General features: G+C 33.9%; 33 protein-coding genes. 32 read left to right on the forward strand and 1 reads right to left on the reverse strand.

Features of this window, described 5'->3' with window-relative positions:
* From rpsS to ctlX, 29 genes are all read left to right on the forward strand, one after another.
* Window positions 1-279: a 30S ribosomal protein S19 gene (rpsS, locus tag B0A66_RS10220; RefSeq protein WP_012022488.1), complete on the forward strand. Its 279-nt coding sequence runs from the start codon at window positions 1-3 to the stop codon at window positions 277-279.
* Window positions 280-285: 6 nt separating this feature from the next.
* Window positions 286-699, forward strand: coding sequence for a 50S ribosomal protein L22 (rplV, locus tag B0A66_RS10225; RefSeq protein ID WP_007803631.1), 414 nt, complete (start codon window positions 286-288; stop codon window positions 697-699).
* Between the two features lie 5 nt (window positions 700-704).
* Complete coding sequence (gene rpsC / locus B0A66_RS10230) at window positions 705-1,463, forward strand: 30S ribosomal protein S3 (protein WP_012022487.1); 759 nt, start codon at window positions 705-707, stop codon at window positions 1,461-1,463.
* A 19-nt stretch (window positions 1,464-1,482) separates the two neighbouring features.
* The gene (rplP, locus tag B0A66_RS10235; protein WP_007803637.1) at window positions 1,483-1,908 is read left to right on the forward strand and encodes a 50S ribosomal protein L16; all 426 of its coding nucleotides are present in this window, start codon (window positions 1,483-1,485) and stop codon (window positions 1,906-1,908) included.
* 13 nt (window positions 1,909-1,921) lie between these two features.
* Entirely contained in the window at window positions 1,922-2,113 is a 192-nt protein-coding gene (rpmC, locus tag B0A66_RS10240) for a 50S ribosomal protein L29 (RefSeq protein WP_007803639.1), read from the forward strand.
* A 17-nt stretch (window positions 2,114-2,130) separates the two neighbouring features.
* Window positions 2,131-2,391, forward strand: a complete 261-nt coding sequence (gene rpsQ, locus B0A66_RS10245; RefSeq protein ID WP_059114054.1) for a 30S ribosomal protein S17 — start codon at window positions 2,131-2,133, stop codon at window positions 2,389-2,391.
* A gap of 2 nt (window positions 2,392-2,393) precedes the next feature.
* Window positions 2,394-2,762, forward strand: coding sequence for a 50S ribosomal protein L14 (gene rplN / locus B0A66_RS10250; RefSeq protein ID WP_007803649.1), 369 nt, complete (start codon window positions 2,394-2,396; stop codon window positions 2,760-2,762).
* Window positions 2,763-2,773: 11 nt separating this feature from the next.
* A complete protein-coding gene (gene rplX / locus B0A66_RS10255; RefSeq protein ID WP_007803650.1) occupies window positions 2,774-3,088 on the forward strand; it encodes a 50S ribosomal protein L24 in 315 nt (104 codons plus the stop codon).
* 2 nt (window positions 3,089-3,090) lie between these two features.
* The gene (rplE, locus tag B0A66_RS10260) at window positions 3,091-3,642 is read left to right on the forward strand and encodes a 50S ribosomal protein L5 (RefSeq protein WP_089049756.1); all 552 of its coding nucleotides are present in this window, start codon (window positions 3,091-3,093) and stop codon (window positions 3,640-3,642) included.
* A 3-nt stretch (window positions 3,643-3,645) separates the two neighbouring features.
* Window positions 3,646-3,915: a 30S ribosomal protein S14 gene (gene rpsN, locus B0A66_RS10265; protein WP_007803655.1), complete on the forward strand. Its 270-nt coding sequence runs from the start codon at window positions 3,646-3,648 to the stop codon at window positions 3,913-3,915.
* A 104-nt stretch (window positions 3,916-4,019) separates the two neighbouring features.
* A complete protein-coding gene (rpsH, locus tag B0A66_RS10270) occupies window positions 4,020-4,418 on the forward strand; it encodes a 30S ribosomal protein S8 (RefSeq protein WP_007803657.1) in 399 nt (132 codons plus the stop codon).
* An 18-nt stretch (window positions 4,419-4,436) separates the two neighbouring features.
* Window positions 4,437-4,979: a 50S ribosomal protein L6 gene (gene rplF, locus B0A66_RS10275; RefSeq protein ID WP_089049757.1), complete on the forward strand. Its 543-nt coding sequence runs from the start codon at window positions 4,437-4,439 to the stop codon at window positions 4,977-4,979.
* A gap of 11 nt (window positions 4,980-4,990) precedes the next feature.
* Window positions 4,991-5,341, forward strand: a complete 351-nt coding sequence (rplR, locus tag B0A66_RS10280) for a 50S ribosomal protein L18 (RefSeq protein ID WP_072960630.1) — start codon at window positions 4,991-4,993, stop codon at window positions 5,339-5,341.
* Window positions 5,342-5,344: 3 nt separating this feature from the next.
* Window positions 5,345-5,869 (forward strand): 30S ribosomal protein S5, encoded by a 525-nt coding sequence (rpsE, locus tag B0A66_RS10285; protein WP_085950926.1) that lies wholly within the window; start codon window positions 5,345-5,347, stop codon window positions 5,867-5,869.
* A gap of 12 nt (window positions 5,870-5,881) precedes the next feature.
* Window positions 5,882-6,064 carry a 50S ribosomal protein L30 gene (rpmD, locus tag B0A66_RS10290; RefSeq protein WP_017495010.1) on the forward strand — a complete coding sequence of 61 codons (183 nt, stop codon included), beginning with the start codon at window positions 5,882-5,884 and terminating at the stop codon, window positions 6,062-6,064.
* Between the two features lie 11 nt (window positions 6,065-6,075).
* Window positions 6,076-6,528, forward strand: coding sequence for a 50S ribosomal protein L15 (gene rplO / locus B0A66_RS10295; RefSeq protein WP_017495009.1), 453 nt, complete (start codon window positions 6,076-6,078; stop codon window positions 6,526-6,528).
* A 13-nt stretch (window positions 6,529-6,541) separates the two neighbouring features.
* A complete protein-coding gene (gene secY / locus B0A66_RS10300; RefSeq protein WP_089049758.1) occupies window positions 6,542-7,888 on the forward strand; it encodes a preprotein translocase subunit SecY in 1,347 nt (448 codons plus the stop codon).
* A 7-nt stretch (window positions 7,889-7,895) separates the two neighbouring features.
* The gene (infA, locus tag B0A66_RS10305; RefSeq protein WP_007136545.1) at window positions 7,896-8,111 is read left to right on the forward strand and encodes a translation initiation factor IF-1; all 216 of its coding nucleotides are present in this window, start codon (window positions 7,896-7,898) and stop codon (window positions 8,109-8,111) included.
* Between the two features lie 11 nt (window positions 8,112-8,122).
* Window positions 8,123-8,239 carry a type B 50S ribosomal protein L36 gene (gene ykgO / locus B0A66_RS10310; RefSeq protein ID WP_002987490.1) on the forward strand — a complete coding sequence of 39 codons (117 nt, stop codon included), beginning with the start codon at window positions 8,123-8,125 and terminating at the stop codon, window positions 8,237-8,239.
* 2 nt (window positions 8,240-8,241) lie between these two features.
* A complete protein-coding gene (gene rpsM / locus B0A66_RS10315; RefSeq protein ID WP_007803675.1) occupies window positions 8,242-8,616 on the forward strand; it encodes a 30S ribosomal protein S13 in 375 nt (124 codons plus the stop codon).
* Between the two features lie 8 nt (window positions 8,617-8,624).
* Window positions 8,625-9,008, forward strand: coding sequence for a 30S ribosomal protein S11 (gene rpsK / locus B0A66_RS10320; protein WP_007803677.1), 384 nt, complete (start codon window positions 8,625-8,627; stop codon window positions 9,006-9,008).
* A gap of 94 nt (window positions 9,009-9,102) precedes the next feature.
* Window positions 9,103-9,708, forward strand: coding sequence for a 30S ribosomal protein S4 (gene rpsD, locus B0A66_RS10325; protein WP_026982953.1), 606 nt, complete (start codon window positions 9,103-9,105; stop codon window positions 9,706-9,708).
* A gap of 21 nt (window positions 9,709-9,729) precedes the next feature.
* Window positions 9,730-10,722, forward strand: coding sequence for a DNA-directed RNA polymerase subunit alpha (locus B0A66_RS10330; RefSeq protein WP_026109818.1), 993 nt, complete (start codon window positions 9,730-9,732; stop codon window positions 10,720-10,722).
* A 36-nt stretch (window positions 10,723-10,758) separates the two neighbouring features.
* Window positions 10,759-11,250, forward strand: a complete 492-nt coding sequence (gene rplQ / locus B0A66_RS10335) for a 50S ribosomal protein L17 (protein ID WP_029272056.1) — start codon at window positions 10,759-10,761, stop codon at window positions 11,248-11,250.
* A gap of 249 nt (window positions 11,251-11,499) precedes the next feature.
* Window positions 11,500-12,618, forward strand: coding sequence for a glutamine-hydrolyzing carbamoyl-phosphate synthase small subunit (gene carA, locus B0A66_RS10340; protein WP_089049759.1), 1,119 nt, complete (start codon window positions 11,500-11,502; stop codon window positions 12,616-12,618).
* Window positions 12,619-12,720: 102 nt separating this feature from the next.
* Window positions 12,721-14,013, forward strand: coding sequence for a phosphopyruvate hydratase (gene eno / locus B0A66_RS10345; protein WP_089049760.1), 1,293 nt, complete (start codon window positions 12,721-12,723; stop codon window positions 14,011-14,013).
* A 152-nt stretch (window positions 14,014-14,165) separates the two neighbouring features.
* A complete protein-coding gene (locus B0A66_RS10350; protein WP_089049761.1) occupies window positions 14,166-15,443 on the forward strand; it encodes a citrate synthase in 1,278 nt (425 codons plus the stop codon).
* A gap of 61 nt (window positions 15,444-15,504) precedes the next feature.
* Window positions 15,505-16,419, forward strand: coding sequence for a dimethylarginine dimethylaminohydrolase family protein (locus B0A66_RS10355; protein ID WP_089049762.1), 915 nt, complete (start codon window positions 15,505-15,507; stop codon window positions 16,417-16,419).
* Between the two features lie 75 nt (window positions 16,420-16,494).
* A complete protein-coding gene (gene ctlX, locus B0A66_RS10360; protein WP_089049763.1) occupies window positions 16,495-17,430 on the forward strand; it encodes a citrulline utilization hydrolase CtlX in 936 nt (311 codons plus the stop codon).
* A gap of 80 nt (window positions 17,431-17,510) precedes the next feature.
* On the opposite strand, the gene B0A66_RS10365 is transcribed toward ctlX, so the two are convergent.
* Window positions 17,511-18,140, reverse strand: a complete 630-nt coding sequence (locus tag B0A66_RS10365; protein WP_089049764.1) for a MarC family NAAT transporter — start codon at window positions 18,138-18,140, stop codon at window positions 17,511-17,513.
* Window positions 18,141-18,288: 148 nt separating this feature from the next.
* On the opposite strand from B0A66_RS10365, the gene B0A66_RS10370 reads away from it, so the two are divergent.
* The 3 genes from B0A66_RS10370 to B0A66_RS10380 all read left to right on the forward strand — a co-directional run bounded on the left by B0A66_RS10370 (window position 18,289) and on the right by B0A66_RS10380 (window position 20,255).
* The gene (locus B0A66_RS10370) at window positions 18,289-18,654 is read left to right on the forward strand and encodes a CoA-binding protein (protein WP_089049765.1); all 366 of its coding nucleotides are present in this window, start codon (window positions 18,289-18,291) and stop codon (window positions 18,652-18,654) included.
* Window positions 18,655-18,777: 123 nt separating this feature from the next.
* Window positions 18,778-19,398 carry a recombination mediator RecR gene (gene recR / locus B0A66_RS10375; RefSeq protein WP_089049855.1) on the forward strand — a complete coding sequence of 207 codons (621 nt, stop codon included), beginning with the start codon at window positions 18,778-18,780 and terminating at the stop codon, window positions 19,396-19,398.
* 71 nt (window positions 19,399-19,469) lie between these two features.
* On the forward strand, window positions 19,470-20,255 hold the full coding sequence (locus tag B0A66_RS10380; protein WP_089049766.1) for a polysaccharide biosynthesis/export family protein: 786 nt from the start codon (window positions 19,470-19,472) through the stop codon (window positions 20,253-20,255).
* Window positions 20,256-20,257 lie beyond the last annotated feature (2 nt).

Consider the following 20,257-nt stretch of genomic DNA (forward strand, 5'->3'; position numbering starts at 1 on the left):
ATGGCACGTTCATTAAAAAAAGGACCTTTCGTTCATTATAAGTTAGACAAGAAAGTTCAGGAAAACGTAGAAAGTGGTAAAAATAGTGTAGTAAAGACTTGGTCTAGAGCTTCTATGATTACTCCAGATTTCGTTGGACAAACAATCGCAGTTCATAACGGTCGTCAATTTGTACCAGTTTACGTAACAGAAAACATGGTAGGTCACAAATTAGGAGAATTTTCACCAACTAGATCTTTTAGAGGTCATGCTGGAGCAAAAAATAAAGGTAAAAAATAAGAAGCAATGGGAGTTCGTAAAAGAGAAACAGCAGATGCGAGAAAAGAGGCTAATAAGTCTATTGCTTTCGCAAAATTGAATAACTGCCCTACTTCACCTAGAAAAATGCGCTTAGTAGCGGACTTGGTAAGAGGTCAGAAGGTAGAAAGAGCACTTAACATCTTAAGATTCAGTTCTAAAGAAGCTTCAAGAAAATTAGAAAAACTATTATTATCTGCAATCAACAACTGGGAGCAAAAAAATAGTGAAGGTAATTTAGAAGAAGCTGGATTATTTGTTAAAGAGATCAGAGTAGATGGTGGAATGATGTTAAAAAGACTTCGTCCAGCTCCACAAGGTCGTGCACACAGAATAAGAAAACGTTCTAACCACGTAACAATCGTGCTTGGAGCTATCAATAACACACAAAGCAATTCTTAAGCAGCATGGGACAAAAGACAAATCCAATTGGAAATAGACTTGGTATCATCAGAGGATGGGACTCAAACTGGTATGGTGGAAATGATTACGGTGACAAACTTGCCGAAGATCACAAAATCAGAAAGTATATCCATGCTCGTTTATCAAAAGCTAGTGTATCAAAAGTAATCATCGAGAGAACTTTAAAGCTTGTAACCGTTACTATCACTACTGCTAGACCTGGTATCATTATCGGAAAAGGTGGTCAAGAGGTAGACAAGTTAAAAGAGGAACTTAAGAAAGTTACTGATAAAGAGGTTCAAATTAACATCTTTGAAATTAAAAGACCTGAATTAGATGCTTATCTTGTGGCGACAAGCATCGCTCGTCAAATCGAAAGCCGTATTTCTTACAGACGTGCAATCAAAATGGCTATTGCTGCTTCTATGCGTATGAACGCTGAAGGTATCAAAGTTTTGATTTCTGGTCGTTTGAATGGTGCAGAGATGGCACGTTCAGAAGGTTTCAAAGAGGGAAGAATTCCTCTATCAACTTTCAGAGCTGATATTGATTATGCTTTGGCAGAAGCTCACACTACTTACGGTAGAATGGGTATCAAAGTATGGATCATGAAAGGTGAAGTTTATGGAAAGAGAGATCTTTCTCCACTTGCAGGAATGGATAAAAAACAATCTGGAACTGGTGGTGGTAAAGGTGGAGATGCCCCTAGAGGTAAATCTAACTTTAATAAAGGTGGAAAACCAGACGCTCGTAAAAGAAAGTAAATTTTTAAACTAAAGAAAAATGTTACAGCCTAAAAGAACAAAATACCGTAAGGTACAAAAAGGTAAAATGAAAGGTAACTCTCAAAGAGGGCATGAACTTTCTAATGGAATGTTTGGTATTAAATCTGTACATGAAGATGGAATGTTCTTAACGTCTCGTCAAATCGAAGCTGCGCGTATTGCTGCAACTCGTTTTATGAAGAGAGAAGGACAATTATGGATCAAAATATTTCCAGACAAACCAATTACTAAGAAGCCTCTTGAGGTACGTATGGGTAAAGGTAAAGGTGCCGTTGAATATTGGGCTGCCGTTGTTAAACCCGGAAGAATTATGTTTGAAGTTGGAGGAGTTCCTTTGTCAGTTGCAAAAGAGGCGTTACGTCTTGCAGCTCAAAAGCTTCCAGTAAAAACTAAGTTCGTCGTTGCTAGAGATTTCGAAGCATAATTAATAGTATATTATGAAACAATCAGAAATAAAAGATCTTTCTGCAGCGGAGTTGCAAGAAAAACTTAGTCAAACTAAGAAGATATATGCTGACCTAAAAATGGCCCACGCTATTTCTCCAATTGAGAACCCACTTCAAATTAGAAGTGTAAGAAGAACAGTTGCAAGATTGGCTACAGAGCTAACTAAAAGAGAGTTACAATAATTGTATTCTGCTGAAAGATGGAAGAAAAAAGAAATTTAAGAAAAGAAAGAATAGGTGTTGTTACTTCAAATAAAATGGATAAATCTATTGTTATTGCTGAAGTAAGAAGAGTAAAACACCCATTATACGGTAAGTTCGTGTTGAAAACAAAGAAATACGTTGCACACGACGAAACAAACGACTGTAACATTGGAGATACTGTAAGAATTAGCGAAACGCGTCCTTTAAGTAAAACAAAATGTTGGAGATTAGTTGAAATCTTAGAAAGAGCTAAATAATTATGGTACAACAGGAATCAAGACTAAAAGTAGCAGATAACACGGGAGCAAAAGAAGTTTTAACTATCCGTGTTTTAGGAGGTACCAAAAGAAGGTATGCCTCTGTTGGTGACAAGATTGTAGTATCTATTAAAGATGCAACTCCTAACGGTAACGTTAAAAAAGGAGCTGTTTCAACTGCAGTTGTTGTACGTACCAAAAAAGAAGTGAGAAGAGCTGATGGTTCTTATATCCGTTTCGATGATAATGCATGTGTTCTTTTGAACGCTGCAGGGGAAATGAGAGGAACTCGTGTTTTTGGTCCGGTAGCAAGAGAACTTCGTGAAAAACAATTCATGAAAATTGTATCATTAGCACCAGAAGTGCTTTAATTCGTTTTAAGATGATAAAGCTAAAAATAAAATCAGGAGATATCGTAAGAGTTATTGCTGGAGACCATAAAGGTGCTGAAGGTAAAGTTTTACGTGTTTACCGTGAGAAAAATAAAGCGATAGTTGAAGGTGTAAACATGGTTTCGAAACATACAAAACCAAGTGCTAAAAACCCTCAAGGTGGTATCGTTAAGAAAGAAGCTTCTATACAAATATCTAACATTTCACTAATTGATCCTAAAACAAAGGAAACAACTAGAGTTGGTATTAGAGTAGAAGGAGATAAGAAAGTAAGATTTTCAAAAAAATCTAATCAAGTACTATAGTAATGGCATATACACCTAGACTAAAAGAAGAATATAAGAGTAGAGTAATCTCTGCTCTTAAAGAGGAATTCGGATATACAAACGTAATGCAAGTTCCTAAATTGGAAAAAATCGTTTTGAGCCGTGGAGTTGGTGCAGCTGTATCTGATAAAAAACTTATTGACTATGCAGTTGATGAGTTAACAAAGATCACTGGACAAAAAGCAGTATCTACAATTTCAAAGAAAGACGTTGCGTCTTTCAAATTGAGAAAAGGGATGCCTATTGGAGCAAAAGTTACTTTACGTGGTGAAAGAATGTATGAGTTTTTAGATAGACTTATTACTTCTGCTTTACCACGCGTTAGAGATTTTGGTGGTATCAAAGCTACTGGTTTCGACGGAAGAGGAAATTACAATCTTGGAGTTTTAGAGCAAATCATTTTCCCAGAAATTGATATTGACAAAGTAAACAAAATTTCAGGAATGGATATTACATTTGTTACTACTGCTCAAACAGACAAGGAAGCAAAGTCATTATTGGCTGAATTAGGATTACCTTTTAAAAAGAATTAAGACATGGCTAAAGAATCAATGAAAGCCCGTGAGGTGAAAAGAGAGAAAACGGTAGCTAAGTATGCTGAGAAAAGAAAAGCTTTGAAAGAAGCTGGAGATTTTGAAGGTTTACAAAAATTACCTAAAAATGCTTCACCAGTTCGTTTACACAATCGTTGTAAATTAACAGGTAGACCAAGAGGTTATATCCGTCAATTTGGTATTTCACGTGTAACTTTCCGTGAGATGGCTAATAATGGGTTAATTCCTGGTGTTAAAAAGGCATCTTGGTAATCTCGCAAAAAGTTAGTACTTTTGCAAACCAAAAAATAATTTTAATTGATTAAAGGTTCGGGAGGCGAGTGCCTCCCGAAAACCGTAGTCGCAATCAAATACATATGTATACAGATCCTATTGCAGATTATTTGACTAGAGTTCGTAACGCTGTGGCTGCAAACCACAAAGTTGTTGAAATTCCAGCTTCTAATCTAAAAAAAGAAATAACTAAGATCTTATTTGATCAAGGTTATATCTTGAGTTACAAATTTGAGGACAACACCGTTCAGGGTTCAATCAAAATCGCTTTGAAGTATGATAAAGATACTAAAGAGCCTGTAATTAAAGATATCCAAAGAATTAGTAAACCTGGTTTACGTAAATACGCAGGTGCTGCCAAATTACCAAGAATCCTTAACGGATTAGGAATTGCTATTGTTTCTACATCAAAAGGTTTGATGACTGGAAAACAAGCTAAGCAATTAAATGTAGGTGGTGAAGTAATTTGTTACGTATACTAATTTTAAAGACTAAATAAGATGTCAAGAATAGGTAAAAGCCCAATTGTAGTTCCTGCTGGAGTAACTGTAGAAGTTAAAGAAGGTATTATTACAGTAAAAGGAAAAAAAGGTCAACTAACTCAGGAGTTTTCGGACGTAACTGTAAAAGTTGAAGGCGATCAAGTACAAGTTGAAAGATCGTCTGATCATAAAGACCAAAGAGCAAAACACGGATTATACAGATCATTAATCAATAACATGATTATTGGTGTAAATGAAGGTTTTACAAAAGAACTTGAATTAGTTGGAGTTGGTTATAGAGCTTCAAACCAAGGTCAAAAATTAGATTTAGCTCTTGGATATTCTCACAATATTGTTTTAGAAATTGCTCCAGAAGTAGCTTTAGAAACAATATCTGAAAAAGGTAAAAACCCTATCGTAAAATTAACATCATTTGACAAACAACTTTTAGGACAGGTTGCTGCGAAAATCAGAGGTTTCCGTAAGCCTGAGCCATACAAAGGAAAAGGTGTTAAATTTGTGGGTGAAGTATTAAGAAGAAAAGCAGGTAAATCAGCTTAAAAAATAAGATTATGTCATTAACAAAATCTGATAGAAGACAGAGAATTAGATTCAGAATTAGAAAATCGATTAGTGGTACTGCTACTAACCCAAGACTATCTGTATTTAGAAGTAACAAAGAAATTTACGCTCAACTTATTGATGACGTAAATGGAGTTACTTTATTAGCTGCATCTTCAAGAGAAAAAGAAATAGGAAAAGGTACTAACGTTGAAGTAGCTGCTGCTGTTGGAAAACTAGTTGCGGAGAAAGCGTTAAAAGCTGGGATTGATACCATCACTTTCGATAGAGGAGGTTATTTATATCACGGTCGTATTAAATCATTAGCAGAAGGCGCAAGAGCGGCTGGACTTAAATTCTAATATATTATGTCTAAATACAAAAATGTAGAATTGGTAAAACCAAGTGGTCTTGAACTTAAAGATCGTCTGGTAAGTGTTAATCGTGTTACTAAAGTTACAAAAGGTGGTAGAGCTTTCGGTTTTTCTGCTATTGTAGTTGTAGGTGATGAAAACGGAGTAGTTGGTCATGGATTAGGAAAATCTAAAGACGTTTCTGAAGCAATTGCGAAAGCAGTAGAAGATGCTAAGAAAAATTTAGTAAAAATTCCTTTGAATGGACAATCTGTTCCTCACGAACAAAAAGGTAAATTTGGTGGTGCACGTGTATTCTTAATTCCTGCTTCTCATGGTACGGGAGTTATTGCTGGTGGAGCTGTTCGTTCAGTTCTTGAATCAGTAGGTATTCACGATGTATTATCTAAATCTCAAGGATCATCAAATCCTCATAACGTAGTGAAAGCAACTTTTGATGCTTTATTACAAATGAGAAGCGCTCATACTGTTGCAAAACAAAGAGGTGTTTCTTTAGAAAAAGTTTTTAAAGGTTAATTCAAGGAAATTATGGCTAAATTATTAGTAAAACAAGTAAGAAGCAAAATCAACTGCCCTCTTTCTCAAAAAAGAGGTTTGGAAGCTTTAGGTCTACGTAAAATGGGACAAGTTGTAGAGCATGATTCAAATCCTGCAATCCTTGGGATGATAAACAAAGTTAAACACTTAGTTTCTGTAGAAGAAGCTAAATAACAAATACTGTTATGAATTTAAGTAACTTACAACCAGCTGAAGGGTCAACACACAATCAAAATAAAAGATTAGGTAGAGGAGAAGGTTCTGGAAAAGGTGGTACTTCTGCAAGAGGTCACAAAGGAGCAAAATCTCGTTCTGGTTATTCTAAAAAGATTGGTTTTGAGGGAGGGCAAATGCCACTTCAAAGACGTGTGCCTAAGTTTGGTTTCACAAACATCAATCGTAAAGAATACGAAGGTGTTAATTTAGATACGCTTCAATTATTAGTAGACAATGGTGTGATTACTGATTCTGTTTCTATGACAGATTTCGTAGCAAATCGTCTAGCTACCAAAAATGAAATCGTAAAGATTTTAGGTAGAGGAGAATTGAAAGCAAAATTAAAAGTAACTGCCCACAAATTTACTGCTACTGCAAAAGCTGCTATCGAAGCTGCCGGAGGAGAAGCTGTAACTATATAACTTATCTACTAAGATGAAGAAATTTATTGAATCAATAAGTAATGTTTGGAAAATCGAAGAACTGAAAAATAGAATCTTAATTACATTAGGATTGCTTTTAGTATATCGTTTTGGTGCACACGTTACGCTTCCTGGAATTGACGCAACTCAATTAACAGGTTTAGCGGGACAAACTAAAAATGGTTTAGGATCTATCCTAGACATGTTTACAGGGGGTGCTTTCTCTAAAGCTTCAGTTTTTGCTTTAGGTATTATGCCTTATATTTCTGCATCTATTGTTGTTCAGTTAATGGGAATAGCTATTCCTTATTTGCAAAAACTTCAAAACGATGGAGAGAGTGGTAGAAAAAAGATTAATCAAATCACTCGTTGGTTGACTATAGCTATTACACTGGTTCAAGGTCCAACTTATATCTATAATTTATACAGAACATTACCTGGAAGTGCATTCTTACTAGGCTTTAATTCTCCTGAATTTTTGTTTTCTTCTGTTATTATCTTAGTTACTGGTACAATTTTTGCTATGTGGCTTGGAGAAAAAATTACGGATAAAGGTATTGGAAATGGAATTTCATTATTGATCATGGTTGGTATTTTGGCTCGCTTACCGCAAGCTTTTATACAAGAATTTACAACCAGAGTTACCAATAACAATGGAGGTCCGATGTTGTTAGTTATTGAGATTATTGTGTGGTTATTAGTGATCATTTCTTGTGTATTGCTTACAATGGCGGTACGCAGAATACCTGTTCAATATGCTCGTCGTACTACGACAGGAGATTACGAACAAGATTTAGCTGGTGGTAATAGACAATGGATTCCTCTTAAGCTTAATGCTTCTGGAGTTATGCCAATTATTTTTGCTCAGGCAATTATGTTTATTCCTGCAGCTGTAGCTGGATTATCTAAATCAGATACATCACAATCTATCGTTGGAGCATTTAGTAATATATTTGGGTTTTGGTATAATTTTGTATTTGCAACTTTAATTATTGTATTTACATTTTTCTATACTGCAATCACAGTACCTACTAATAAAATGGCTGATGATTTAAAAAGAAGTGGTGGTTTTATTCCTGGCGTACGTCCGGGTGCTGAAACTTCAGACTTTCTTGATAAAGTGATGTCTTTAATAACTTTCCCAGGATCTTTATTCCTTGCTTTGATTGCTGTATTCCCAGCGATTGTTGTAAGTATTATGGATGTACAACAATCTTGGGCAATGTTTTTTGGAGGTACCTCATTAATAATTATGGTTGGAGTTGCGATAGATACTATTCAACAAATCAATTCATATTTGTTAAACAAACATTATGATGGTTTAATGAAGACTGGTAAAAATAGAAAAGCAGTAGCTTAATATATTCATGGCAAAACAATCAGCAATAGAACAAGACGGATCGATCATTGAAGCATTATCTAATGCAATGTTCCGTGTAGAGTTAGAAAATGGACATATTGTAATTGCTCATATTTCGGGAAAAATGCGAATGCATTATATCAAATTATTACCTGGTGATAAAGTGAAACTGGAAATGAGTCCTTACGATTTGTCAAAAGCAAGAATTACTTATCGATATTAAAGATATTCAATATGAAAGTTAGAGCATCAGTAAAAAAGAGAAGTGCCGAGTGCATTATCGTGCGTAGAAAAGGGAGATTGTACGTAATAAACAAAAAGAATCCTAGATTTAAACAAAGACAAGGATAATTATGGCAAGAATAGCAGGGGTAGATATCCCAAAAAATAAGAGAGGTGTTATAGCACTTACCTACATCTTTGGATTAGGAAGAAGTAGAGCTATTGAGATTTTAGAAAAAGCTCAAGTTAGCCAAGATAAAAAAGTTCAAGATTGGAATGATGATGAGATCGGAGCAATTCGTGATGCTGTTTCATTTTACAAAATTGAAGGAGAATTACGTTCTGAAGTTTCTTTAAACATCAAACGTTTAATGGATATTGGTTGTTATAGAGGTATCCGTCATAGATCTGGTCTTCCTTTAAGAGGGCAAAGAACTAAAAACAACTCTAGAACAAGAAAAGGTAAAAGAAAAACTGTTGCTAACAAGAAAAAAGCAACTAAATAATAAGTAATATGGCTAAAGCAACTGCAAAAAAACGTAAAGTTATCGTTGAATCAACGGGTGAAGCTCATATTTCTGCCACTTTCAACAACATTATCATTTCTTTGACTAATAAGAAAGGTGAAGTTATTTCTTGGTCTTCAGCTGGTAAAATGGGTTTCAGAGGTTCTAAAAAGAATACTCCGTACGCAGCTCAAATGGCAGCAGAAGATTGTAGTAAAGTAGCTCTTGAGGCAGGACTTAAAAAAGTTAAAGTTTATGTAAAAGGACCAGGAAACGGACGTGAGTCTGCTATCCGTTCTATTCATAACGGTGGAATTGAAGTTACTGAAATTATCGATGTAACTCCAATGCCTCACAACGGATGTCGTCCTCCAAAGAGACGTAGAGTTTAATTTTATTTATTATAGTATAAACAAGGTAGAATATAGATTATCGAAGGATTTGACCTGAATTCATAATCTCTACCTTAAATTTAATTTTTTAGAAATGGCAAGATATACTGGTCCAAAAACTAGAATTGCTCGTAAATTTGGCGAAGCAATCTTCGGAGATGATAAATCTTTCGAAAAAAGAAATTACCCACCTGGACAACACGGGATGGCTAAAAAAAGAGGTAAAAAATCTGAGTACGCTGTTCAGTTAATGGAAAAGCAAAAAGCTAAATATTCTTACGGAATTTTAGAAAAACAATTCAGAAATTTATTCAAAAAAGCATCAGCTACTAAAGGTGTTACTGGTGAAGTTCTTTTACAATTATGTGAAGCAAGATTAGATAACGTGGTATTTAGAATGGGTATTGCTCCTTCTAGAAGAGGTGCTAGACAATTAGTTTCGCACAGACACGTTACTGTAAATGGTGAAGTTGTAAATATCGCTTCTTACCACCTTAAACCTGGTGATAAAGTTGCAGTTCGTGAAAAATCTAAATCTTTAGAAGCTATCGAACGTTCTTTATCAAATTCAAGTCATGTTTATGAATGGATTACTTGGAACAATGATCTTAAAGAAGGAACTTTCGTTTCTGTACCTGCAAGACTTCAAATTCCAGAAAACATTAAAGAACAATTAATCGTAGAGTTGTACAACAAATAATAATTGACTTAGTCGAAATTTATGGCAATATTTAATTTTCAAAAGCCCGATAAAGTTATCATGATCGATTCAACCGATTTTGAAGGTAAATTCGAATTTAGACCTTTAGAACCTGGTTATGGATTGACAGTTGGTAATGCACTTAGAAGAGTTTTGCTTTCAGCATTAGAAGGTTATGCAATTACATCTGTTCGTATCGAGGGTGTAGATCATGAGTTTTCTACTATTTCAGGTGTTGTTGAGGATGTTACCGAAATTATACTTAATCTGAAGCAAGTGCGTTTCAAACGTCAAATTGAAGATATAGATAATGAAGCAGTTACTATTTCTGTTTCTGGTAAAGATCAATTAACGGCAGGTGATTTTCAAAAATTTATTTCAGGTTTTCAAGTACTGAATCCAGACCTTGTTATCTGTAATTTAGATTCAAAAATCAAATTGAATTTCGATTTAACGATCGAAAAAGGTAGAGGATATGTTCCTGCTGAGGAGAACAAAAAACAGAATGCTGCAATTGGTACTATTTTTACAGACTCTATTTTTACTCCGGTAAAAAATGTAAAATATGCGATTGAAAACTTCCGTGTTGAGCAAAAAACAGATTACGAAAAATTAGTTTTTGAAATCAAAACTGATGGATCTATTAATCCAAAAGATGCTCTTACTGAAGCTGCTAAAGTTTTAATTCACCACTTCATGTTATTTTCTGACGAAAGAATTACACTCGAGGCTGACGAAATTGCACAAACAGAATCGTATGATGAAGAGTCATTGCATATGAGACAATTGCTTAAAACTAAGCTTGTTGATATGGATTTATCTGTGAGAGCATTAAATTGCTTGAAAGCGGCTGAAGTTGATACACTTGGTGATTTAGTATCGTTCAATAAAAATGACCTAATGAAATTCCGTAATTTTGGTAAAAAATCTTTAACTGAACTTGATGAACTTGTTGCAGTTAAAAATTTAACTTTCGGAATGGATTTAGCTAAATACAAATTAGATAAAGAATAATTCAATCCGCCGCGGCGGATTAAATTTAAAATAGCAATGAGACACGGAAAAAAATTCAATCACTTAAGCAGACAGACTGGACATAGAAAAGCTATGCTAGCTAATATGGCTTGTTCTCTTATTGAGCACAAACGTATTAACACTACTGTTGCTAAAGCTAAAGCGCTTAAACAATTCGTTGAGCCTTTAATTACAAAATCAAAGGAAGATACGACTCACAATCGTCGTATTGTTTTTGCTTACTTACGTAGCAAATATGCTGTAACTGACTTGTTCAGAGATGTAGCTGCTAAAGTTGGTGATCGTCCAGGTGGATACACTCGTATCATTAAAGTTGGAAATCGTTTGGGAGATAATGCTGATATGGCAATGATCGAACTTGTAGATTTCAATGAACTTTACAATGGAGGTAAAAAAGAAGTTAAAAAAGCAAAAAGCCGTCGTGGTGGTAAAGCAAAAAAAGCTGAGGAGACTACTCCTGAAGCTCCAGCTGCTGAGTCTGAATCGACTACTGAAGCTTCTGAATAATTATGAAAGTAATGATTCTATAATAATCAAGGATAAACTAATTTTTAGTTTATCCTTTTTTTTTGATTTTTTTTGAGTAGAATTTAACTTATATTAGGAATAGAGTTTGAATTTTATGAACAAAAGAATTAATTTTTTTTGGAGTCACTATTTTAAAGAAGTAAATTTGCAGAGTATCTAATTACAAGTAAAAATTTGAAGCATGAATTTTTACATGACAATTAAAAAGAAAACAACATAAATTAAATAATGAAGTACACAACAAGACAAAGCGCCATTTTATTATTAAGTGATGGAACCATTTTTCATGGAAAGTCTATAGGTATTAGCGGAAAAACTTTTGGAGAGGTTTGCTTTAATACCGGGATGACGGGATATCAGGAGATTTTTACAGATCCTTCCTATTTTGGTCAAATCATGGTTGCTACCAATGCTCATATTGGAAATTATGGTGTTAATGATTTAGAAATCGAATCAGATAGCGTTAAAATTGCTGGATTAGTTTGTAAAAACTTCAGCTTTAACTACTCAAGAGTGGATTCAACAGGAAGTCTAGAAGATTATTTTGCAAAACAGAATTTGATCTGTATTTCTGACGTTGACACTAGAGCTCTTGTTAGTTACATTCGTGACAATGGAGCGATGAATGCTGTTATTTGTACAGACGGAACTTCAATTGAAGATTTAAAAATAGAATTGGCAAACGTGCCAAACATGGAAGGTTTAGAGTTGGCGTCAAAAGTTTCAACTACTGAACCTTATTTTTTTGGTGATGAGAATGCAACATATAAAATTTCTGCTTTAGATTTAGGTATTAAAAAGAACATCTTAAGAAATCTTGCTAAAAGAGATTGTTACATTAAGGTGTTTCCATATAACTCAAGTTATAAAGATTTAGCAGAATTTAATCCTGATGGATATTTCTTGTCAAACGGACCTGGAGATCCAGATCCTCTGTTTGGAGCTATTGAAGTAGCTAAAGAAATTATAAAGAATAATAATCCTTTATTTGGGATTTGTTTAGGACATCAGGTTATTGCTTTAGCAAATGGTGTTCAAACTTATAAAATGTTTGGCGGACATCGTGGGATTAATCACCCTGTTAAAAACATTATTACTGGTAAAGGTGAAATTACGTCGCAAAATCATGGTTTCGCAGTTAAAAGAGAAGCTTTAGAAGGTCATCCGGAATTAGAGATAACACATGTTCATTTAAATGATGATACAGTTGCAGGTATGAGAATGAAAAACAAAAACTGTTTTTCAGTTCAATATCATCCGGAAGCTAGCCCGGGACCTCATGATTCCTCTTATTTATTTGATCAATTTATAGACAATATAAAACTGGCTACCGCTAAAACGATGTAGTTAATAAATAAAGCTGTTTAATAGTGACAACACGTTTTTTCTATTAAATTTTTTTATAATTTCGAAAAATATATATAATTTATTAATAAAAAAGTAAAAATAATGAGTATTATAATTAAAGTTCACGCAAGACAAATTCTTGATTCTAGAGGTAATCCTACTATTGAAGTAGATGTAGTAACTGAAAATGGGGTTTTAGGTAGAGCTGCTGTTCCATCTGGAGCATCAACTGGAGAACATGAGGCTGTTGAATTACGTGACGGAGGTAAAGCTTATCTTGGAAAAGGAGTTTTGAATGCAGTGAACAATGTAAATACTGTTATTGCTGAAGAACTTGTTGGTACTTCTGTTTTCGAACAAAACACAATTGATCAGTTAATGATTGATTTAGACGGAACTCCAAATAAATCTAAATTAGGAGCTAATGCAATTTTAGGAGTTTCTTTAGCTGCTGCAAAAGCTGCTGCTAATGAATTAGGATTGCCATTATACAGATATGTTGGTGGAGTTTCTGCTAATACATTACCTGTACCAATGATGAATATCATTAACGGAGGATCTCATTCTGATGCACCTATTGCCTTTCAGGAATTTATGATTTTCCCGGTAAAAGCAACTTCTTTTACTCATGCTATGCAAATGGGTACAGAGATTTTTCATAGTTTGAAAAAAGTATTACACGACAGAGGTTTAAGTACTGCTGTAGGTGATGAAGGTGGTTTTGCGCCAAACTTAGCTGGAGGTACTGAAGATGCTTTAGATACTATTAAAAAAGCGGTTGAAAATGCTGGATATTCTTTCGGTGACGAAATTATGATTGCTCTTGACTGTGCTGCTTCTGAATTTTATGTAAACGGTAAATACGATTATACTAAATTTGAAGGAGAGACTGGAAAAATTAGAACTTCTGAAGAACAAGCTGATTATTTAGCTGAACTTGCAGCTAAGTATCCAATTATTTCTATCGAAGATGGTATGTACGAAGATGACTGGGATGGTTGGAAATATTTGACTGATAAAATCGGACACAAAGTACAATTAGTAGGAGATGATTTGTTTGTTACTAATGTTAAACGTTTATCTACTGGAATTGAAAAAGGTATTGCTAATTCAATTTTAGTAAAAGTAAACCAAATTGGTACTTTAACTGAAACTATTGCAGCTGTAAATATGGCTAAAAACGCTGGATATACTTCTGTAATGTCTCACCGTTCAGGAGAAACTGAAGACAATACAATTGCAGATTTAGCTGTTGCATTAAACTGTGGTCAAATCAAAACAGGTTCTGCTTCACGTTCAGATCGTATGGCAAAATACAATCAGTTATTAAGAATCGAAGAAGAGTTAGGAAGTACTGCGTATTTCCCTGGACTTAATGCTTTCAAGATTAAATAATCATTAGAAACATAGCTTAATTAGACCATCCGTTCTCAACGGATGGTTTTTTTTTTGACTTTTAACAAATTCATAGCAGTATTCTTTTTTAAATTAGTTTTATATTCCTTAGATTTGGTAAATTATAATTTAAGATTTATTTCCCATATATTATGTCAAAAATAGCTACATTAGAAGTAGATGGTCAAAAAATTGAACTTCCGGTAATCACAGGAAGCGAAAATGAATCAGCTATCGATATTAACAAATTACGTGATTTAACAGGTATTATTACTATTGATCCTGGGTACAAAAACTCTGGTTCATGTAAAAGTGAAATCACTTTTTTAGATGGAGAATTAGGAATTCTTCGTTACAGAGGATATTCAATTGAAGATTTAGCTGAAAAAGCTAGTTTTCTAGAAGTCTCTTATCTATTAATTTTTGGAGAATTACCAACAGCTCAGGAATTAGAGCAATTTGAAAATGGTATTAAAAAACATACTTTGGTAAACGAAGAGATGAAAAATATCATTGACGGTTTTCCAAAGACAGCTCACCCAATGGGCGTTTTATCTGCTTTAACAAGTGCTTTAACAGCATTTAATCCAAAGTCAGTAAACGTTGACAATGAAAAAGAAATGTATGAGGCTATTTGCAAAACAATGGGTAAATTTCTTGTGATTGCAACATGGACATATAGAAAATCTATGGGTTATCCTTTAAATTATTATGATAATACAAAAGGATATGTAGAGAACTTTATGCATTTGATGTTTCAACTGCCTACAGGTCCATATACAGCAAATCCAGTAGTTATCGATGCATTAGATAAATTGTTTATTCTTCATGCAGATCACGAACAAAACTGTTCTACTTCTACAGTAAGAATGGTTGGATCATCTCATGCAGGTTTATTCGCTTCAATTTCTGCAGGAGTTTCTGCGTTATGGGGGCCACTTCATGGAGGTGCTAATCAGGCAGTTCTTGAAATGTTAGAAGAAATTAATAAAGATGGTGGTGATACGGATAAATTCTTAGCGAAAGCAAAAGATAAAAACGATCCTTTCCGTCTAATGGGATTTGGTCACAGAGTTTACAAAAACTTTGATCCAAGAGCGAAAATTATTAAAAAAGCAGCTAAAGAAGTGTTAGAAACTTTAGGTGTTGAAGATCCAATCTTAGAAATAGCTAAAAAACTTGAAGCTGCAGCTCTTGAAGACGATTACTTCAAATCAAGAAATTTATATCCAAATGTTGATTTTTACTCTGGAATTATCTACAGAGCATTAGGTATTCCAACAGATATGTTTACTGTAATGTTTGCTATCGGAAGATTACCAGGCTGGATTGCACAATGGAAAGAAATGCGCGAAAATAAAGAACCAATCGGAAGACCAAGACAGATTTATACTGGACATCCTCTGAGAGACTTTAAGTCTAACAAATAAAATACTGAAAGCTTCACTTAATGTGAAGCTTTTTTTATATTTGCTCAAAATCTATTAAATTATGTTGCAATTAAATGTAAAGAACGAAACTTCAAGATTACGTGCTGTAGTTTTGGGTTCAGCCGTTCACAATGGGCCAACTCCATCTGTAGATGAAGCCTATGATCCCAAATCGTTGGAACATATTAAAGCAGGAACTTATCCTGTAGAAAAAGATATGGTTGCTGAAATGGATGCTTTTAACGCAGTGTTTCAGAAATATAATGTAACAGTTTACCGTCCGCAAATGATTGAGAATTACAATCAGATTTTTGCAAGAGATATTGGTTTCGTTATAGATAATACTTTTATTAAATCAAATATTTTACCAGAAAGAGAACGCGAATTGGATGCAATTCAGTACGTTATCGACGATATGGATGTTCAAAAAGTAGTTCGCCCGCCAGAGGAAGTTCATATTGAAGGAGGAGATGTAATGCTGTGGAACGATCATATTTTTATAGGAACATACAAAGGAAGTGATTATAAAGATTACATTACAGCCAGAACAAATATGGAGGGCGTTAATTTTATTAAAGAATTATTCCCTAATAAAATTGTCAAAGAATTTGATTTAGTTAAATCGAAGATCGAAGCGCGTGATAATGCTTTGCATTTAGATTGTTGTTTTCAGCCAGTTGGAGAAAATAAAGGAATCATCTATAAACGCGGATTTAGAGAGGAAGCAGATTATTTGTATCTGGTAAATCTTTTTGGAAAAGAGAATTTGTTTCATATCGAAAGAAATGAAATGTATCATATGTTTTCAAATGTGTTTTCAATTGATGAGGACGTAGTTGTTTCCGAGAAAAACTTTACTCGTTTAAATAACTGGTTACGATCAAATGGATTTACAGTTGAAGAAATTCCTTACGCCGAAATTGCAAAACAAGAAGGGCTATTGAGATGCTCAACTTTACCATTAATTAGAGATTAAACATTGTTTTGAATTTCAGATTTCATGTTCTAAAAACTTGAAACCTTAAAACTTAAAACAAAAAAAATATAAGAAATGAAACAAACTACAAATGCAATTGTAATGATTCGGCCAGTAGCTTTTAGAATGAATGAGCAAACGGCGGTTAATAATTATTATCAAAAAGTATTAGACGGACTTTTGCCAAGTACCGTAAATGCAAAAGCGCAGCAGGAATTTGATGTTTTTGTGGAGAAACTAAGAGCTGTTGGAGTTGATGTAACCGTGATAGAAGACACTTTAGAAACAGATACACCAGATAGTATTTTTCCAAACAACTGGGTTTCCTTTCATGAAAGTGGAGATGTTGCATTATATCCAATGTTTGCCGAAAATCGCCGCCAAGAACGCAGAGAAGATATTTTGGATACACTTGAGGAAAAAGGATTCGAAATTTCGAACATTATGGACTATACTTCTGCCGAAGAAGATGGCTATTTTCTTGAAGGAACAGGAAGCTTACTATTAGACAGAGCAAATGGAAAAGCGTATTGTGCTTTATCACCTCGCGCAGATGAGGAATTGTTTATTGAATTCTGTGAAGATTTTGATTACGCTCCAGTTATTTTCGAAGCATTTCAAACAGTTGACGGAGAACGTAAGCTTATTTATCACACCAATGTAATGATGTGTTTAGGTGAAACATTTGCTGTGATTTGCGCAGATTGTATAGATGATAAAAAAGAACGTAAAATGGTTCTTGAAAATCTTAAAGCCGATAAAAAAGAAGTTATCTTAATTACAGAAGCACAAGTAAACAACTTTGCAGGAAATATGTTAGAAGTGCGCGGTAAAGACGATAAAAAATATCTTGTAATGAGCGCGTCAGCACATCAGAGTTTGACAGCTAAGCAAATTGAACAATTAGAAAAACACGCTGAAATTTTAAGTTCCAGCTTAGATACAATTGAAGCTTGTGGAGGTGGAAGCGCAAGATGCATGATGGCAGAAGTCTTCTTGCCTAGAAATTAATTTTATTTAGAAGATAAGTAGAATATAAAAAAGGGGATAAAACAATTGTTTTATCCCCTTTGCTTTCTGTAAAAGAAAAACTATGTTAAGTTTCCTTTTACTATATTAACAATTGAACTTACAATGTATTGAATTCCTATTGAGATAACAATAAAACCAACAATTCTGGAGATAGCAACAATTCCTGATGCCCCTAATATTCGGGCTAAATAGTGTGCGCTTTTTAAAATCGCATAAATTGCTATCGCTATAGCTAAAATAGCCAGGCACGAAATCGCAATTTCTTTCATTTGATGATGTTCCTGATAAAAAGCAATCAACAAAGAGATAGATCCGGGACCAGCTAACATTGGAATGGCTAAAGGAGTTAGTGCAATGTCATTTCGTTGTTGCGCATCAGTTTCTACTTTTTTATTGATACCGCGTTTCTTGTTTATTTTTCCGGAAAGCAGCGAAAAGCCTGAATTTACAATTATAATTCCACCGGCAATTCGAAGTGCATCAATGCTAATTCCAAAAAAGGTTAAGACATATTGACCAATGAAGTAGGAAACAAGTAAAATTATAAAAACATTGATAGCGGTCCAAAGCGAAATTCGGGATCGTTCTTTTTGAGAATCATGTTGTGTAAGTCCCACAAAAATAGGAACGGTACCAATTGGGTTTAAAACTGAAAAAAGTGCGGCGAATAAATAAATAAACAGGTCCATATAGTTTGGGTTAGAAAGTAAAAATAGTAAATTTTATTATTTCAAAATGAATTCATAATCGATATTGTTTTTATAAGTCATAATTCTGTATTAATATCATAAAATAAGCTCATTCTTTTTGATTACTTTTGTACTATATTTAAAAAGGATGAAAAACAAAAAAACATTAGTTCTAGGAGCTACTACGAAGCCAGACAGATATGCTTTTAAAGCAATAAACATGCTGGTTCAAAAAGGACATACAGTTTTAGCAATCGGTCAAAATACAGGAGATGTTGCCGGAGTGAAAATTCAGACCAAAGCTGTACCGGTAAAAAATATAGATACCGTTACATTATATTTAAATCCGGCTCGTCAGCGCGATTACTACAATTATATAATCGAGGCACAGCCAAAACGTGTCATCTTTAATCCGGGTACAGAAAATCCTGAGTTGTATCAATTATTAGACTTAAATAATATTAAAGCAGAAGTTGCTTGTACTTTAGTTTTATTAGCGACTAATCAATATTAATTTTTTTAGGAGCTAATCCCGCTATACGTTCCAATCTTTTTGTTTTTGAAAATAAAAACAAAAAGGATTTCCACTTCTATCGGGGCTAAAAAAGAACCATTAAAAAATATTACTTTTGTCTACATGGAATTTTCATCAAAATTAATAGAAAAAGCTGTTGCTGAAATGTCTCAATTACCCGGGATTGGTAAGCGTACGGCTTTACGTTTGGTTTTGCATTTGCTTAAGCAGCCTAAAGAACAAACCGGTTTTTTATCTCAGGCATTATTGAATATGCGGGAGGATATTAAATTCTGCGAAAGCTGTCATAATATTTCAGATACCAAAGTTTGCGAGATCTGTGCTAATACAGTAAGAAATCATCAATTGATTTGTGTGGTAGAAGATATTCGGGATGTTATGGCTATTGAAAACACAGGTCAGTACAAAGGAATTTACCATGTTCTGGGAGGTAAAATTTCTCCAATTGAAGGCGTTGGTCCAAGTCAGTTAAATATTTCAACTTTAGTTGAAAAAGTAAAAGCAGGAAAGGTTGTTGAGATTATTTTTGCTTTAAGTTCAACAATGGAAGGAGATACGACTAATTTCTATATTTACAAACAAATAGCCGAATCTGAAATTGTTATTTCTACTATTGCCAGAGGAATATCTGTTGGAGATGAGCTAGAATATGCAGATGAAGTAACACTGGGTAGAAGTATTTTGCATCGTATTCCGTTTGAAAAAACTTTCAAAAACAACTAAATACACTCAAATAAAAGTTAGATTTCTTAAAATTTAAAGTTAATCCTATATTTGCTCATAAAATTTGAATAATGACAAAAAACAGTTTTTTTATATTATTGCTAATTGGTACTTTTTTTACGTCTTGTATTCCAGTAAAGGATTTGGTGTATTTACAGGATAAAAATGCATCTGGAGAGCAAAATACAGTTGCAGCAGTAGAATCTAAGCCTTACAGATTACAGGTCAATGATGTTTTGAGCGTCAACATAAAGGCAATTGATCCTAAATTAGTATCTATTTTTAATACAACAGAGGGTTCTCAGGGGAAATCAGAATCAGAATTGTATTTTACCGGTTTCACTGTAGACGATCATGGAAATATAAGAATGCCAATTTTAGGAGAAATAAACGTTATTGGTTATACACTTGAAGAAGTTCGAATTTTAATTGAAAAAAAACTACTTGCCGAATATTTTAATAGCGAAGCAAATATTTTTCTTACTGTAAGACTGGCTGGTTTTAGATACACTATAAATGGTGAAGTTGGTACTACAGGAACTAAAACATTGTTTCAGGAGCACGTAAATATTATGGAAGCTATTGCAAATGCGGGTGATATTACGGTAACCGGAAATAGAAAAGAAGTTACCATAATTCGTCAAACACCAACAGGCATGCAAATGCACGATATTGATTTAACAGATGTTAACGTAATGAAATCTCCATATTTCTATTTACAGCCTAATGATTACATCTATATAAAGCCACTTAAGCAAAAAACATGGGGTACAGGAAAAACAGGTATAGAATCGATTACTACAATTATAACTGTTTTGTCATTAGCTACAACGGTCTTTTTACTGCTTAGAAACTAAAA

This window comes from Flavobacterium hercynium (assembly GCF_002217285.1).
Classification (GTDB): domain Bacteria; phylum Bacteroidota; class Bacteroidia; order Flavobacteriales; family Flavobacteriaceae; genus Flavobacterium; species Flavobacterium hercynium.